Annotated in this window: 15 protein-coding genes; 9 read left to right on the forward strand and 6 right to left on the reverse strand. The window is 65.1% G+C overall.

Annotated elements, in window-relative coordinates:
* Nucleotides 1-92: 92 nt before the first annotated feature.
* Complete coding sequence (locus BT115_RS05790) at nt 93-980, reverse strand: LysR family transcriptional regulator (RefSeq protein ID WP_072321532.1); 888 nt, start codon at nt 978-980, stop codon at nt 93-95.
* Between the two features lie 99 nt (nt 981-1,079).
* Between BT115_RS05790 and BT115_RS05795 the strand changes: the two genes are divergently transcribed.
* A complete protein-coding gene (locus BT115_RS05795; RefSeq protein ID WP_072321533.1) occupies nt 1,080-2,498 on the forward strand; it encodes an aldehyde dehydrogenase family protein in 1,419 nt (472 codons plus the stop codon).
* Between the two features lie 64 nt (nt 2,499-2,562).
* On the forward strand, nt 2,563-3,474 hold the full coding sequence (locus BT115_RS05800) for a peptidylprolyl isomerase (RefSeq protein ID WP_072321534.1): 912 nt from the start codon (nt 2,563-2,565) through the stop codon (nt 3,472-3,474).
* Between the two features lie 279 nt (nt 3,475-3,753).
* Here the strand turns inward: BT115_RS05800 and BT115_RS05805 are convergent, their stop codons facing one another.
* Nucleotides 3,754-4,581: a DUF3014 domain-containing protein gene (locus BT115_RS05805; protein ID WP_177257383.1), complete on the reverse strand. Its 828-nt coding sequence runs from the start codon at nt 4,579-4,581 to the stop codon at nt 3,754-3,756.
* A 263-nt stretch (nt 4,582-4,844) separates the two neighbouring features.
* On the opposite strand from BT115_RS05805, the gene BT115_RS05810 reads away from it, so the two are divergent.
* Nucleotides 4,845-5,066 (forward strand): ubiquitin-like protein, encoded by a 222-nt coding sequence (locus BT115_RS05810; RefSeq protein WP_072321536.1) that lies wholly within the window; start codon nt 4,845-4,847, stop codon nt 5,064-5,066.
* A 4-nt stretch (nt 5,067-5,070) separates the two neighbouring features.
* On the opposite strand, the gene BT115_RS05815 is transcribed toward BT115_RS05810, so the two are convergent.
* The 4 genes from BT115_RS05815 to BT115_RS05830 form a co-directional block, all read right to left on the reverse strand.
* Nucleotides 5,071-6,150: a site-2 protease family protein gene (locus tag BT115_RS05815; protein ID WP_072321537.1), complete on the reverse strand. Its 1,080-nt coding sequence runs from the start codon at nt 6,148-6,150 to the stop codon at nt 5,071-5,073.
* Nucleotides 6,151-6,241: 91 nt separating this feature from the next.
* Entirely contained in the window at nt 6,242-7,006 is a 765-nt protein-coding gene (locus BT115_RS05820; RefSeq protein ID WP_143144466.1) for a hypothetical protein, read from the reverse strand.
* 46 nt (nt 7,007-7,052) lie between these two features.
* The gene (locus BT115_RS05825; protein WP_072321539.1) at nt 7,053-10,505 is read right to left on the reverse strand and encodes a methylmalonyl-CoA mutase family protein; all 3,453 of its coding nucleotides are present in this window, start codon (nt 10,503-10,505) and stop codon (nt 7,053-7,055) included.
* Nucleotides 10,506-10,597: 92 nt separating this feature from the next.
* Nucleotides 10,598-11,476 carry an alpha/beta fold hydrolase gene (locus tag BT115_RS05830; protein WP_083527382.1) on the reverse strand — a complete coding sequence of 293 codons (879 nt, stop codon included), beginning with the start codon at nt 11,474-11,476 and terminating at the stop codon, nt 10,598-10,600.
* A gap of 172 nt (nt 11,477-11,648) precedes the next feature.
* On the opposite strand from BT115_RS05830, the gene BT115_RS05835 reads away from it, so the two are divergent.
* The 6 genes from BT115_RS05835 to BT115_RS05860 all read left to right on the forward strand — a co-directional run bounded on the left by BT115_RS05835 (nt 11,649) and on the right by BT115_RS05860 (nt 15,334).
* On the forward strand, nt 11,649-11,990 hold the full coding sequence (locus tag BT115_RS05835; protein WP_072322276.1) for a YXWGXW repeat-containing protein: 342 nt from the start codon (nt 11,649-11,651) through the stop codon (nt 11,988-11,990).
* A 192-nt stretch (nt 11,991-12,182) separates the two neighbouring features.
* A complete protein-coding gene (locus tag BT115_RS05840; protein ID WP_072321540.1) occupies nt 12,183-13,286 on the forward strand; it encodes a Glu/Leu/Phe/Val dehydrogenase dimerization domain-containing protein in 1,104 nt (367 codons plus the stop codon).
* Between the two features lie 166 nt (nt 13,287-13,452).
* Nucleotides 13,453-13,671 (forward strand): cold-shock protein, encoded by a 219-nt coding sequence (locus BT115_RS05845; RefSeq protein WP_072321541.1) that lies wholly within the window; start codon nt 13,453-13,455, stop codon nt 13,669-13,671.
* A gap of 44 nt (nt 13,672-13,715) precedes the next feature.
* Nucleotides 13,716-13,919, forward strand: coding sequence for a hypothetical protein (locus BT115_RS05850; RefSeq protein WP_072321542.1), 204 nt, complete (start codon nt 13,716-13,718; stop codon nt 13,917-13,919).
* A 348-nt stretch (nt 13,920-14,267) separates the two neighbouring features.
* A complete protein-coding gene (locus BT115_RS05855) occupies nt 14,268-14,537 on the forward strand; it encodes an acyl carrier protein (RefSeq protein ID WP_072321543.1) in 270 nt (89 codons plus the stop codon).
* Nucleotides 14,538-14,545: 8 nt separating this feature from the next.
* On the forward strand, nt 14,546-15,334 hold the full coding sequence (locus BT115_RS05860) for a glycosyltransferase family 2 protein (protein ID WP_072321544.1): 789 nt from the start codon (nt 14,546-14,548) through the stop codon (nt 15,332-15,334).
* Nucleotides 15,335-15,340 lie beyond the last annotated feature (6 nt).

Genomic DNA, 15,340 nt, shown 5'->3' on the forward strand with positions numbered 1-15,340 from the left:
AAGGATGCCTGCGGAAGCGCAAGGGTTTGCCATGACCCATGGGCCATGCGCAAATTCTCACGATCAGGGTGGGATGCGTCCGGCGCGTTGGCTCAGCCGGTTTCCCTGATGAACTCGACCAGCGCACGGAGCGTAGCCGGTACGTGGCGTCGGCCGGGGTAGTACAGGCATAGCCGATCGAACGGTGGCGTCCAGTCGTCGAGCACCCGCTGGAGCCGGCCGGCCGCCAATGCCCCGGCAACGTGGAATTCGGCGAGGTAGGCGAGCCCCAGGCCGGCCTCCGCGGCGTCGCGCATCAACGTCGGCTCGTCCAACGTCAGCGTCCCATCCACCTCGACCGCCAACGCGTCGCCGTGGCGCTCGAATTCCCAGCGGTACAGATGCCCGGCCGGCATGCGCGCGCGAATACAGCTGTGGCTCGCGAGGTCGTTGGGCGTGCGCGGCGAGCCGCGCTCCGCGAAGTAGCCCGGCGAGCCCACCACCGCGAAACGCACGGGTGGCCCGAACGGGACGGCGATCATGTCGCCGGGCACGACGTCGGCGGTGCGGAAGCCTGCATCGAAGCCCTCGCGCACGATGTCGATCAGGCGGTCCTCGGTCACGAGGTCCAGGCGCACGTCAGGGTGGCGGCGCAGAAAGGGTATGAGCAGCGGCTCCATCACCCAGCGCGCCGCGCCCGCCGATGTATTGATGCGCAGGCTGCCGGAGGGCTCGCCACCGTCGTCGCCCGCGCGCTCGATCGCAGCGCGGATGTCCACCAGCGCCGGGCCCACCTCGTCCACGAAGCGCTCCCCCGCCTCGGTCAGGCGGACGCTGCGGGTGGTCCGGTGGAACAGCCGCGCACCGATGCGCGCTTCCAGCGACGCCACCGCCTGGCTCAACGCCGACGTGGAGAGGCCCAGCGCTGCCGCCGCGGCACGAAAACTGCCGTGGCGTGCCACAGCCACCACGGCTTCCAGTTCGGTCAGGCCCGAGCGCATTGTCCGCCCCTGCTTAATAGGTCATCCAGGTTTGTCCTTCTTATCAGACTAATAGCCCGGCCGCATCCTTGGTCGGGTCCCCTCCCACGGAACTCCCCCATGTATTCCATCGACCAGATCTACATCGACGGCGCCTTCGTCCGGCCCCATGGCAGCGAGCGCTTCCCGCTGCACAACCCTGCGACCGAAGCGGTCATCGGCACCGTACGCCTGGGCGACGAGGAAGACGCCCGTTGCGCCATTGCCGCGGCCAAGCGTGCGTTTCCAGCGTTTTCCCGCACATCGATCGACGAGCGCATTGCCCTGCTCCAACGCATGCACGACGCCGTGGCGGCGCGCGAGGACGAGCTCTTCGCCGCGATCGTCGAAGAATACGGTGCTCCCTCGTCGCGCGGCCGCTGGATGGCTGCGCACGCCGCCAACGTGTTTCGCGACGCCATCGACACCTTGCGCGAGTTCGACTTCGAACGGCGCATGGGCAGCGCTACCGTGGTGATGCAACCGGTGGGCGTCGCTGCTCTCATCACGCCGTGGAACAGCAACGCCGGTTTCATCTGCGGCAAGCTCGCCGCCGCCATCGCGGCTGGCTGCACGGCCGTGATCAAACCCAGTGAAATGAGCGCACGGCAAACCCAGATCGTCACCGAAGCCCTGCACGAGGCAGGCGCAGCTCCGGGCGTGTTCAACATCGTGACGGGCCGTGGCGATGTGGTCGGCGAGACGTTCGTCGCCAGCCCGGACGTCGCGAAGATCTCGTTCACCGGGTCCACGGTCGTCGGCAAGAGCATCGTCCGCGCCAGCGCCGAGACGCTGAAGCGCGTGACGCTCGAACTCGGCGGCAAGTCGCCCAGCGTGATCCTCGACGACGCGGACTTTGCGACCACGGTGCCTCTGGTGATCGCTGCAGGCTTCATGAACAGCGGCCAGGCCTGCATCGCCGGCACGCGCATCCTCGTGCCGCGCTCGCGGATGGGCGAGTTCGAGGCACTGGCCGAGGCGGCGGTCGAAGCCACGGTCTCCGGCGACCCGGCCGAGCCACGCACCGAGATCGGACCGATGGTCAGTGCGAAGCAGTGGGAACGCGTGCAGGGCTACATTCGTAAGGGCATCGAGGAAGGTGCCCGGCTGCTCGTCGGCGGCGAAGGCCGGCCCGACGGCTACGACCGCGGCTGGCTCGTGCGCCCCACCGTATTCACCGACGTACGCAACGACATGACCATCGCCCGCGACGAGATCTTCGGGCCCGTGCTGTCGATCATTGGCTACGACGACGAAGAGGACGCCATCGCGATCGCCAACGATACGTCCTATGGCCTGCAGGCCTATGTGCACTCCACGAACGCAGCGCGTGCAGCGCGAGTGGCCGCGCGCATCGACGCCGGTCGGGTCATGGTCAACACATTGACCCACGATCCGAAGGCGCCGTTCGGCGGATTCAAGCAATCCGGGCTCGGTCGCGAGTACGGACGCTTTGGGCTGGAGGCCTATCTGGAGCCGAAGGCGGTGCTGGGGCTCTGATCGAACTCCTACAACCGGCGTGCGTCTGATAACGTCCCCTGGGTCAATCAGCCCAGGGGATCTCATGCTCGCCCGTACCTGTCTCGCTCTCGCTCTCCTGCTCGCCCTGCCCGCGCTGGCAGACGAAGCGAAGAAATCGCCCACGCCCAAGGAACTGCTGGCGAAGTCCACTCCGGCCGAATGGCGAACGCCCGATCCGCAGAACCTGGTCTACATGGACCTGCCGCAGGGCCGCGTCGTCATCGAACTGGCGCAGGACTGGTCGCCGCTGCATGCCGCGAACATCCGCACCTTGGTCCGCGAGCATTACTTCGACGGCACGCAGATCATCCGCGTGCAGGACAACTTCGTTACCCAATGGGGCGACCCCGACGGGGACGACAAGAAGAAAGCGAAGAGCCTCGGTACCGCGAAGGAAACCCTCGCCCCCGAGTTCACCCGCAAGGATGGCAAACCCTATCCCTTCACGAAGCTGCCGGACGGCGACGTGTACGCACCCGAGGTCGGATTCTCGGATGGCTTCCCCGTGGCACGAGACGGCAAGGGCGAGGCGTGGATCACGCACTGCTACGGCACGGTGGGCGTCGCTCGCGACACCGGAGCCGAGAGCGGCAACGGCAGCTCGCTCTACGCAATCATCGGCCAGGCGCCGCGCAACCTCGACCGCAACCTGGCCGTGGCCGGCAAGGTCATCAAGGGCATGGAGATTCTTTCGGCCTACCCGCGCGGCGGCGAGCCCATGGGCTTCTACGACAAGCCCGAGCAACGCGTGACGATCAAGAGCGTGCGTCTCGCGGCGGATGTGCCCGAAGCCGAACGCACGCCGATTCAAGTGCTGCGCACGGACAGCAAGACCTTCGCCGCCGTGGTCGAAGCCAAGCGCAACCGCCGCGACGACTTCTACACCCGCCCCGCCGGCAAGATCGACCTGTGCAACATCAGCGTGCCGGTGCGCGACCCCTCGAAGAAACCCTGATACCTGTTGTGGGAGCCGCTATAGCGGCGAGAAGCCAAAGCACTGGTGGGAGCCAGCCCGCTGGCGATAAGCCAAATCACCGGTGGGAGCCAGCCTGCTGGCGATAAGCCAAATCACCGGTGGGAGCCAGCCCGCTGGCGATAAGCCAAAGCACCGGTGGGAGCCAGCCTGCTGGCGATAAGCCAACGGAGCGATGAAGCGGCCGATGCAGATTCCCATCGCCACCAGGGTGGCTCCCACCAGCAAGCTCCCCTCGCCGCCATGGCGGCTCCCACACAACTACCCCGCCGACGCGCCAGCAGGCGCGTCGGCCACAATCGCCTCGCGCAGCGCCCGCAGCTTCTCCTTCAGCTTCGCCTCATTGGCTTTACCCACGCGAATCATGAATTTCTGTCCCACCGACAGTTGCTCATAGTTCGGATCCGCGTACACGTAACCCACTTTCGCCGGAATCAGTTGCAGCTTGCCTTTGGGCTCCGGCGCGGCCAGCAGGTGATCGATCACCTCGATCAGGCGGTCGTTGAAATATCCACCCGTGCCGAGGTCGCGATAGGCCTGCTGAAACAGCGGATAGTTGCGCTTGTACCAGGCGGCAGCGGCCTGCGGATGGATCCGATCCGCGACATACATATAAGTCTCGTAGCGATCGAGGTTCTTCTTCGACTCGACGAACATGCCATCGTCGGATTGCACCTGGAAACGTCCCGTGGGCGTACGCAGCGGCAGCACGTTCATGCCGACCGTCTGCTTGGGCAGCGCATCGATCGTGGACACCATGCGCGACACGATGGCGTCCTGGCGAAGCAATGATTTCAACGCGTCGTCGCTGGTAAGCGCGAGCAAACCCGACAGGATCGCGTCGTCGCTCTGGTCAAGCGTCGGCAGTGACGTGGAACCCGCGGAGGCCGGATCGACCGGATGCAGCGGCGCCGTCGCGTCGTGCCCTGGCGTTTGCGGTGCCGCGGCAGAAGGCGCGACTTCCGCGGTCGGTGCAGCCGCGGCATCCCGCGCCTGTTTCTCGCGGTAGACGAAAATGCCCACGGCGACCGCAATCGCCACGACCAGCAAACCCGCAACCCATTTCGAACCCGACGACTGACTGCTCAACGTACCGCTCCCGCAACGACCAAGGCCCATGGGACTACGAATGGCGGATCGAGTTCAAACTAACGCCGACGCAGCGCCCTCATGGGACCACACAATAATGGCCAGGATGAGCACCTTCAGAGGGCAAATTGGCGTTTGGCGCAGCCGAATCGCAAGTTTTGCCTCTGGCCCTGTAATTATCGGCGACGCTGGTACTGGATTACCGTGATTTAACGGGTACTGGCGTAAGAAGACGAAACGGAGCATCACTGCAAGGAAGCGATATGAACATCTACATAAAGGCGCTGACAGGCGTGACTTTTACGCTACAGGTCGAGCCAACCGATTCAATCGACAACGTCAAACAGAAGCTCTCCGACCAGGAAGGCCTGCCTCCTCCTGAGAGCCAGCGACTCATCTTCGCCGGCAAGCAACTCGAGGACAAGCGCACGCTGTCCGATTACAACATCCAAGGGGAAAGCACGCTGCACGTCGTCCTCCCCTAATGCATCAGACAGCCCTGCCAAAGAGCGTCTCCAGCAGGAGGCGCTCTCTTTGTGGCGACGCGCGTTCGATACTCAACGCGGCTCGACGCAGGGTCTCACGCACCATCACGTCGGCCTTCCCGGCGTCTCCCTGCAACCAGGCGCGGAATGCGCCGCAGCGCGCCGGCAGGCAGTCGTGGGCCCAACGCACCTGTCGCAGCATTTTACTATCCGGCAAAAACGAGGCGTCCCGATCCGCAGCAGCGCGCGAAAAAGCGATTTCCGCGCGTACGTACAGGATCAGCTCCGCATAGGCGGATCGAAGTGCGGCATTCTTTGGCACGGCCGCGTCCAGAGCATCGCCCAGCGCCGCTGCCTCGCGCCATTCGCCCCGCTCCTGATGCAGGACCACCGCGTAATACACGGCATGCGCCTCGCTCAGCCTGGCAAAGGCCGCCGCCTCGTCCTGTGGCAAGGCGGACAATAGCGTGCCCGAGATCAGCCGCGACAAGGCGCGCATACCGAGCAGATCCGACTCGGCGGGCGGATGGCGCCACCAGCGCCACGCGACGATGCCGTCGGTGTCCACCACGGCTTTTATGGGAAGCAGGTTCACCAACGGCATGGCGCATATGCACGACACCAAGCATAGCGCGATGGCGGCCCCATCGCTGCGCACGAAAGCCAGCGCCGCGCCAAGTATCGACAACAGCAGCACGTTCGCCGCAACGCCGCCCAGGGCAAAGACGATGAAGGCGCGACGCCATGGCCTGTCCACGGCCGGCAGGGCCAGTACGCTGCCCGTCGGCATCTTGTGCGCGTAGCGTTTGATCCGGCATCGCCAGCCGCGCCGCAGAGGAGCAATCTCCAGCCACCACAGACGCAGGCGCAACACCTGCATGCCGAGCTGTCGCGCCGCGACGTAATGGCCGATTTCATGAACCACGATCGAGACGACGAACGCGCCGATGAGCAACAGCAAGGCATGAAACCGATGTAGCGATCCAAACCCGAGCAGCGCGGCGATGAAGGCAAAGATCATCCCCAGATAGAGGTACATCACCACCGTAAAGAACAGCCGCCACGCCGCTGATGGCTGCCACATAGACACCGCCGACCCGTCCTCCGCCATACATCCGCCCCTGCTTGCCCGGCCGTTAGCCTAGCAGCACGGACTGAGCGGAAGCGCCCTTGCGTCAGCCGCCCGCCAGCACGGGCACTTCATCCTCGGCGACGAGACAGGTCCGCGGCGTCGCCGACGTATCGATGTGCAACACGCCGTCCGGCTTCGGCGCGTGATAATGCACCTCGCCCGCGACGCACGGTGCGGCCGCAGGCATCGCATGGAACACGGCACGCCATGTGCGCAACGCCATCATGGCCGTGGTGGCATAACCGGGATGCTGACGGTCCGCATGTGTCCACGCCATCTCAGGACGCGTCAACATGAGCTTCCGGCGCGGCTCGGCGATCTCGATGTACGTAGCGTCGTTCGCCTTGGCAATGGCCCTCTCCCCAAATTCCAGCGCTTCGTTCGTCTCTTTGCTGGATTGCCATGTGCCGAGGTAGAACACGTGCGCGCCGCTGGCGCGCGCCCTGCGCGAGAGGTCTCTCGCCGACTGCATCGCCGGCAAGCTGGCAGCGGCGTTCTGTTGGCAGACCGACGGACAGAACGCTTCGCCACCCCGCTCCTGAAGGACCACGTCCGTGTAGCCGCCCTCGGCCAGCGCGCGACTGACCGACGGATTGCCCGTTGCATCCCCCAGCGTGGCGCCGCCACTGGCAATCATGTCGACCTGGATATGTGTCCCCGGTGGCGCAAGAGAGGCAAACGCATTGGGCAGGTCGTTGACATAGGTGAGGCTGTTGCCGATGAAGAGCACGCGACGTACCCGTTCATCGGCCCATGCCGTAGAGACCGTCAACGCAGCCAGGAAAAAAGCGAGCAAACGTCGACTCACGCGAACGCCTGAGTAGGGTTCCCGATCGACGCGGGAACCCTGACCGTCACATATTGCGCCGATACTCGCCACCCACGTCGTATAGCGCGTGGCTGATCTGGCCGAGCGAGTTGTTCTGCACGGCTTGCATCAGTTGCTCGAAGACGTTGCGGCGGTCGCGTGCGGTTTTCTGCAGAACCTTGAGGCTCTCGGGAGCGAGGTCGTTGCGGGCCTTGCCGAACAGGCGCACGTTGTCGATCTGCTGGCCCTTTTCTTCCTCGGTGGAACGGATCAGCTCGATTTCCGTAGCGATCTCGCCGCCATGGTCCTTCGGCAGGAACGTGTTCACGCCGATGAGCGGCAGCGTACCGTCGTGCTTCAGGTGCTCGTAGTACATCGATTCTTCCTGAATCTTGCCGCGCTGGTACATCGTATCCATCGCGCCGAGCACGCCGCCGCGTTCGCTGATCGCCTCGAACTCCTTGTACACGGCCTCTTCCACCAAGTCGGTCAGTTCGTCGACGACGAAGCTGCCCTGCCACGGGTTCTCGTTGAAGTTGAGGCCCAGCTCGCGATTGATGATGAGCTGGATCGCCACCGCGCGGCGCACGCTTTCCTCGGTCGGCGTCGTGATCGCCTCGTCGTATGCGTTGGTGTGCAGGCTGTTGCAGTTGTCGAACAGCGCGTACAGCGCCTGCAAGGTCGTGCGGATGTCGTTGAACTGGATCTCCTGCGCGTGCAGCGAACGGCCCGACGTCTGGATGTGGTACTTCAGCATCTGACTACGCGCGCTGGCGCCGTAGCGCTCGCGCATGGCGCGGGCCCAGATGCGGCGGGCCACGCGACCGATGACCGTGTATTCCGGGTCCATGCCGTTGGAGAAGAAGAACGACAGGTTGGGTGCGAAGTCGTCGATCTTCATGCCACGTGCGAGGTAGTACTCGACGATGGTGAAGCCGTTCGACAAGGTGAAGGCCAACTGGCTGATCGGGTTCGCGCCGGCTTCGGCGATGTGGTAGCCGGAGATCGACACCGAGTAGAAGTTGCGCACCTTGTGATCGACGAAGTACTGCTGGATATCGCCCATCATGCGCAGGGCAAATTCAGTGCTGAAGATGCAGGTGTTCTGCGCCTGGTCTTCCTTCAGGATGTCCGCCTGCACCGTGCCGCGTACGGTCGCAAGGGTGTACGCCTTGATCCGTGCATAGGTCTCGGCATCGACCACTTCCGCGCCCGACACGCCGAGCAGGCCAAGACCGAGGCCATCGTTACCCTTCGGCAGCTCACCGTGATAGCGCGGACGGTTGCCGTCCGGATACAGCTCGGCAATGCGCTTGTTCGCCGCTTCCCAGCGCGAGGCATCCTCGTTGAGGTACTTCTCGACGTTCTGGTCGATCGCCGTGTTCATGAACATGGCGAGGATGATCGGCGCGGGACCATTGATCGTCATCGACACGGAGGTCGTCGGCGCCGAGAGATCGAAGCCGGAGTACAGCTTCTTCATGTCGTCGAGCGTGGCGATGGAAACGCCCGAGTTGCCGATCTTGCCGTAGATGTCGGGGCGCGGTGCCGGATCTTCGCCGTAGAGCGTGACCGAATCGAAGGCCGTGGACAGGCGTGCTGCGCCACCGCCCAGCGACAAGTAATGGAAACGGCGATTGGTCCGTTCCGGTGTGCCCTCGCCCGCGAACATGCGGGTGGGATCCTCGCCTGCGCGACGATACGGGAACACACCGCCGGTGTACGGGTAATGCCCCGGAAGGTTCTCACGCATCAGGAACGACAAGAGGTCGCCCCAGTCCTTCGTCTTCGGCGGCGATACCTTGGGAATCTTCTGGTGGCTCAGCGATTCGCGGTAGTTCTCCACGCGGATCACCTTGTCACGCACCTGATACTCGTTGAATTCGGCGGTGACCGATTCGAAGCGTGCCGGCCACTCGCGCAGCAGGCCGATGGCCTCGCTCGACAGCTCGCGCACCGCTTCGTTGTAGCGCTGGCGCAAGGTCGCCAGCGAGCGGTCGCCGCTGACGTTAAGCAGGCCGTGATCGTAGAGATCGAGCGCACGCGGCAGCGCCTCGTCGCCGATGTCCTTCAGTGATTCGTAGTAATGCTGCGCCTTGCTGGCCGCCTCGGCCTGCTTCGCGATGGCGCCGTTGACGCCACGCCCCTGCTCCGCGATCTCGGCGAGGTAGCGCACGCGCTGACCGGGAATCAGCACCGTGGCCCGCGGCTCGCGCAGGGTCGTGTCGACATCGGGCGTCCACGCCGACTCCGGCAAGGCGAGCTTGTCGCGCAGCAGACGGCACAGATTGGCGAACATCCAGGTCACGCCCGGATCGTTGAACTGGCTCGCAATCGTCGGGTACACCGGCACGGCGTCGTCGGCGAGCTGGAACGCCACGCGGTTGCGCTTCCACTGCTTGCGCACGTCGCGCAGGGCATCCTCGGCGCCGCGCTTGTCGAACTTGTTGAGGACCACCAGCTCGGCGAAGTCGAGCATGTCGATCTTTTCGAGCTGGCTGGCCGCGCCGTACTCGCTGGTCATCACGTAGACCGGGAAATCGACGAGGTCCACGATCTCCGAATCGCTCTGACCGATACCGGCGGTCTCCACGATCACCAGGTCATAGGCCTGTGACTTGAGGAAATCGATGCAGTCGTGCAGCACAACGGACGTGGCGGCATGCTGGCGACGCGTCGCCATCGAACGCATGTAGACGCGCGGGCTGCGCAGCGAGTTCATGCGGATGCGGTCACCCAGCAACGCGCCGCCGCTGCGACGGCGCGTCGGATCGACGGCGAGCACGGCAATGCGCATCTGCGGGAAGGCCTGCAGGAAGCGCAGCAGCAGTTCGTCCACGACCGACGACTTGCCCGCACCGCCGGTACCGGTGAGACCCAGCACGGGCGTCTTGCCACCGGCGAGCTTCCACGCCTTGCGCAGGCGGGCCAGTTCCTCGTCGCCAAGGCGATCCTCCTCGATGGCAGAGAGCATCGCGCCGATGGAAATCTCGTCATCCACAGAGGCGGCAGGCGGCGCCACCGTGACGCGACGGCTGGCCGCCTCGCGCGTGCGGGCCATCACGTCCTCGATCATTTCCGTCAGACCGAGCTTCATGCCGTCGTTCGGGTGATAGATGCGTTCCACGCCGTACGCCTGCAGTTCCCTGATTTCTTCCGGCGTGATCGTGCCGCCACCGCCGCCGAAGACGCGCACATGGCCCGCGCCGCGTTCGCGCAGCATGTCCACCATGTACTTGAAGTATTCGACGTGGCCGCCCTGATACGACGACAACGCGATGGCATCGGCGTCTTCTTGGAGGGCTGCACGCACCACATCTTCCACCGAGCGGTTGTGGCCGAGGTGAATCACCTCTGCGCCCTGGCTCTGAATGATCCGCCGCATGATGTTGATGGCGGCATCGTGCCCGTCGAACAGGCTCGCCGCCGTGACAAAGCGCAGCGGCGTTGCCTCCGCGTCCGTGCTGCTGGCGGGAATGTGCTTGGGCTGCGAACTCATGGGAACTCCGGGGAAGACGGCAACGGCGTTGGGAACCCCGGAATTCTACTGCGCGGGCGTCACCGCCCCATGCTGCGGCGCAACGCGAGCGCTCATGCAGCCTCGCTTCCTGAGAGGAACGCGAGCGCCGTCTCGATCACCGCATCGTCGTCCACGATGGCGCGGTGACCCAGGCCTTGCGTGATCAGAAGGCGTGCGCCCGGCCAGTGCGCCGCGTACGCGCGTGCCTCTTCCACCGGTACCTCGCGGTCCTGCGCGTCGTGGATGACGAGCAAAGGCTGCCCTCGCCGCGGTGCGTGGTGCCGAATGTGCAGCTCGTCGATGGCGATGCCCGTACGCGCGGCCAGCGCGTCGTGCAATGCGGGACGCAAGGTCTCACGAAGACGCACGAAACGCGCGAAGCGTTGCGTCGCGCCCTGTGGATCGGCCGCGGCCGCAATCAGGACCACCTGCTTCGCTGTCCAGCCGTGATCGAGCGCCAGGGTCACCGCAGCGCCACCGAGCGAATGGCCGACCACGCCTTCCGCGTCCCCGTAGTGCCGTCCCATCGCTTGCACCGTGCGCACGAAGTCCGGCAGCGTGCATAACCCGCCCGCACTGTGTCCATGCGCCGGCTGGTCGAAGGCCACCGCAGCCCAGCCTCGGGCGAGCAGGTGCGGCACCCAGGATTCCCAACGCAGGCCGAGACTCGACCAACCGTGGGCCAGCAACACATACGGCTGGTTCGCAGGGTCGCCCCATACATAAGTGGCGACAGCGTCGCCGTCCACCTCGACCGTTTCCCGGCGGGCCGACGTCGTCCTCAAGGCATGAGCCGCGCGCTCGCGACTGCTGGGTAGCGGCGTCTGGAAGACGCGCGCCGCATGCGCCACGGTGCGCGCGGGGGCGAACCGGCTGCCCATGCGGTAGGCGAGACGGAGGCCCAGGAGGGTCGCGACGGTGCGCACGCCGAAACGGCGAGGAGGTTTCATGGAGGCAGACGATGCGCTGATGAGACGGCCCATGGTAGCCGAGGCGTACCCGATGCCACGCCCTTCACGAAGCTGAATCGTCCAGGCGTAGCGAGGTCAACCCGTCGCAAGGCATCGCGTTTTGGCTCGCGAACCGCTCGCGATCGCGGGCTCGCCGAAGGAGGCACACGCCATGACCTTTCCCATCCGCACCCTCGCCGCCCTGGCCGCCGCTGGCCTGGCCTTTGGCGCCGCGACCTATACGCCGCCCGCCGCTGCGCGGGAGTACGTTTCGGTGACCGTCGGCACGCGCCCGCCTCCGCCGCGCTGGGAGCGCGTACCGCCGCCGCGCGCCGGCTACGTCTGGGCGCCGGGCTACTGGAACTGGTACGGCGGTCGCTACGTATGGGTCGGCGGCCACTGGTACGCCGGCCGCCCCGGGTACGTTTATCGCCCGCCCGTGTGGCGCCCTTATGGCCACGGCTGGCGCATCGAGCGTGAGACCTGGTACCGCGACCCGCATTGGCACCGTTGACCACGCTCTGTTGCGCCGCACCCACACGGAGCCCCGCAACGGTTTAAACTAGGTAGCTGACACGACATATCGCCCCCGCCTCCAAGGCCGGGGCGATTTTTTTGGACGGTCACCATCCACCCGGTGGTCCCCACCGCCGGTTTCCACCTAAAGGCGGTGCTGCCGCCGCTTGTCACCGGAGTAACGCGTTCGATGATTTTCGAAACCATCGCCAACACGGGCCACGAAGAAGTCGTCTTCTGCCATAACAAAGACGCCGGCCTGAAGGCCATCATCGCGATCCACAACACCGTGCTGGGTCCGTCGCTGGGCGGCCTGCGCATGTGGCCGTACAAGACCGAGCAGGATGCAGTCAACGATGTGCTCCGCCTGTCGCGCGGCATGACCTACAAGAACGCCGTGGCCGGCCTCAACCTCGGTGGCGGCAAGGCGGTGATCATCGGCGATCCCTCCAAGGACAAGTCCGAAGCGCTGTTCCGCGCCTTCGGCCGCTTCGTGAATTCGCTCAACGGCCGCTACATCACGGCCGAAGACGTCGGCATCGACGTCAACGACATGGAATACGTCTACCGCGAAACCGAATACGTCACCGGCGTGCACCAGGTGCATGGCGGTTCGGGCGATCCGTCGCCGTTCACCGCGTTCGGCACGCTGCAGGGCCTGATGGCCGCGCTGCAGCACAAGCACGGCAATGAAGACGTCGGCAAGTACAGCTACGCCGTGCAGGGCTGCGGCCACGTCGGCAGCGAGTTCATCAAGCTGCTGCGCGAGCAGGGTGCCAAGGTGTTCGTCACCGACATCAACAAGGACGCCGTGCAGCGCTGCGTCGACGAGTTGGGTTGCGAGGCCGTGGGTCTGGACGAGATCTACGACGTCGACGCCGACGTCTACAGCCCGTGCGCCCTGGGCGGCACGGTCAACGAGCAGACCATCGACCGGATCAAGGCGAAGATCATCTGCGGCGCGGCCAACAACCAGCTCGCCACGGACGCGATCGGCGACGAACTGGCTCGCCGCGGCATCGTCTACGCCCCGGACTACGCCGTGAACGCCGGTGGCGTGATGAACGTCTCGCTGGAAATCGACGGTTACAACCGCGAGCGCGCCATGCGCATGATGCGCACGATCTACTACAACGTCGGTCGCATCTTCGAGATCGCCGCGCGCGACAGCATCCCGACCTACAAGGCGGCGGACCGCATGGCCGAAGAGCGCATCAGCGCGATCGGCAAGATCCGCTTGCCGCACATGGGCAACGGCGCACCGCGCTTCCAGGGCCGCATGCGCGGGCAGTAATCGCCACGCAGTGGACAACGAAAGCCGCCGGGAAACCGGCGGCTTTTTCCGTTTTTGCGCCTGGTCTTTTGGCTGATTGACGGTGTATGCGAGTCGGCGCAGCGTGATCTCGGCGTTGCCGTGTTTTGCACCGCCACGGTCATTCATCGAAGGAGCAAAGGCGGTCATGAACAGCGGTGCACGTGAGACGGGTACGGTGAAGTGGTTCAACGATGCGAAGGGCTTTGGCTTCATCTCCAGAGAAAGCGGAACGGATGTATTCGTTCACTTCAGGTCTATCCAGGGGAACGGCTTCAAGAGCCTGGCGGAAGGCGACAAGGTGGAGTTCAAGGTGGTTCAGGGCCAGAAAGGCCTGCAAGCCGAAGAAGTCACCAAGGTGAGCTGACCGGGCAGACGCCATCATCCCCAACGGCAAGGGAGGATGCTGCAATGAGCAAGCGCAAATCGCGAGAGGGAAACGATCCGGGCCAGACGCATGTCCCCCCGGACGATACGACCTCCTCCGAGCCGACGTTCCGCATGCCTCCCGGCGCCCCACGCCTGAGGAAAGGCGACCGCGTCGAATTCGACATCGGACAGGGCGTCGATGGGCCGCCGTATGCCATGAACGTGCGGCTGATCGACGACGATTGAGCGGAACGCGTTAGCGGTCCCCTGGCGCGCTGGGCCGGGGGTCCTCGGGGCATCCCGGCCCCGGCAGGACGTCCGAGGACAACCACTGTCCGAGCGGACGCGCCTCCGTACGCGAGACGCAAATGTGAAGAACCCGTTGCTCGCGATCGTGATCTGTTACACTTTCCGAGCCCGAATGCTCATGTAAGGCTTTGCCTACGCGATGCTTTTGGGTCAGGGGAGTCGCCCGAGGGGGCGGCGACAACCAACGCATTCCGATCACTTCGTCGCCTCGGTGGTGGCGCGTGGCGCCGCTGTCCTTCGGGACGTGGACACGCCCGTCCGGGGATGAAATGGACTTACCGAGCTATGAGCGCGATCCCAGCCGAAACCTTCACCTCCGATGACGTGCTCGCGCGCCTGCGCTCCGTCCTCCATGAGACCTTCGAGATCGACCCTGCCAAGGTCACTCCTGATGCCAATCTGTTCACGGATCTGGAGCTGGACAGCATCGACGCGATCGATCTTGCCATCCAGGTGCAGGACATGACCGGCACCCGGATCAAGCCGGAAGACTTCAAGAGCGTGCGTACGGTAGGCGACGTGGTCGCCACCGTGCAGGCACTGCTCGTTCGCTGAGCGGACCCGTGGGGGGCAGGCCCGGACCGCGCGATGCGGCGCGAACGTTCGCGCCCTGCGCCGTCATACCGGTCTACAACCATGGCCGCACCGTCGGCGCCACGGCGAATGCGCTCGTCGCGCACGGCCTTCCCGTGTTCCTGGTGGACGACGGGTCCGACGCTGAGACGCGCGACGCGCTCGACCGCCTGGTCGAAGGACGCGATGACCTGCGCCTGATCCGCCTGCCGGTGAACGGCGGCAAGGGCAAGGCGCTCACCGCGGGCTTCATCGCGGCGCATGCGGCCGGGTACAGCCACGTGCTGCAGATCGACGCCGACGGACAGCACGACACCAATGACGTGCCTCGCTTTCTCGAGGCCGGCCGTGCGGTACCGAACGCGATGGTCTGTGGCCGACCGATCTACGACGACTCCGTGCCCCGCGCGCGCCTCTATGGCCGCTACCTCACCCACGCGTTCGTCTGGCTGGAGACGCTGTCCTTCGACATCGACGATTCGATGTGCGGTTACCGTCTTTATCCCTTGGACGAGACGCGGGCGGAAATCGCGCGCAAGCCCCTGCCCTCGCGCATGGACTTCGACACCGAGATCGCAGTGCGGCTCTTCTGGCGCGGCGTGCCGGTGCGTAACCTGCCTACCCGGGTCATCTACCCGGAGAACGGCCTTTCGCACTTCCGCATGTGGCGCGACAACGCTCGCATCACCGCCATGCATACGCGACTCGTGCTCGGCATGCTGCCGCGCGTGCCACGCCTGATCGCTCGCAAATTTCCGCGGCAAAGAACCAACGCATGAATCGAC

It is taken from the genome of Luteibacter sp. UNCMF366Tsu5.1, assembly GCF_900119235.1.
In the GTDB taxonomy this organism is placed as follows: domain Bacteria; phylum Pseudomonadota; class Gammaproteobacteria; order Xanthomonadales; family Rhodanobacteraceae; genus Luteibacter; species Luteibacter flocculans.

Bases quoted from the DNA above. Each gene is read 5' to 3' on its own strand.
- BT115_RS05790 (WP_072321532.1), bottom strand. From the start codon at position 980: ATGCGCTCGGGCCTGACCGAACTGGAAGCCGTGGTGGCTGTGGCACGC.
- BT115_RS05795 (WP_072321533.1), top strand. From the start codon at position 1,080: ATGTATTCCATCGACCAGATCTACATCGACGGCGCCTTCGTCCGGCCC.
- BT115_RS05800 (WP_072321534.1), top strand. From the start codon at position 2,563: ATGCTCGCCCGTACCTGTCTCGCTCTCGCTCTCCTGCTCGCCCTGCCC.
- BT115_RS05810 (WP_072321536.1), top strand. From the start codon at position 4,845: ATGAACATCTACATAAAGGCGCTGACAGGCGTGACTTTTACGCTACAG.
- BT115_RS05815 (WP_072321537.1), bottom strand. From the start codon at position 6,150: ATGTGGCAGCCATCAGCGGCGTGGCGGCTGTTCTTTACGGTGGTGATG.
- BT115_RS05825 (WP_072321539.1), bottom strand. From the start codon at position 10,505: ATGAGTTCGCAGCCCAAGCACATTCCCGCCAGCAGCACGGACGCGGAG.
- BT115_RS05830 (WP_083527382.1), bottom strand. From the start codon at position 11,476: ATGAAACCTCCTCGCCGTTTCGGCGTGCGCACCGTCGCGACCCTCCTG.
- BT115_RS05835 (WP_072322276.1), top strand. From the start codon at position 11,649: ATGACCTTTCCCATCCGCACCCTCGCCGCCCTGGCCGCCGCTGGCCTG.
- BT115_RS05840 (WP_072321540.1), top strand. From the start codon at position 12,183: ATGATTTTCGAAACCATCGCCAACACGGGCCACGAAGAAGTCGTCTTC.
- BT115_RS05845 (WP_072321541.1), top strand. From the start codon at position 13,453: ATGAACAGCGGTGCACGTGAGACGGGTACGGTGAAGTGGTTCAACGAT.
- BT115_RS05850 (WP_072321542.1), top strand. From the start codon at position 13,716: ATGAGCAAGCGCAAATCGCGAGAGGGAAACGATCCGGGCCAGACGCAT.
- BT115_RS05855 (WP_072321543.1), top strand. From the start codon at position 14,268: ATGAGCGCGATCCCAGCCGAAACCTTCACCTCCGATGACGTGCTCGCG.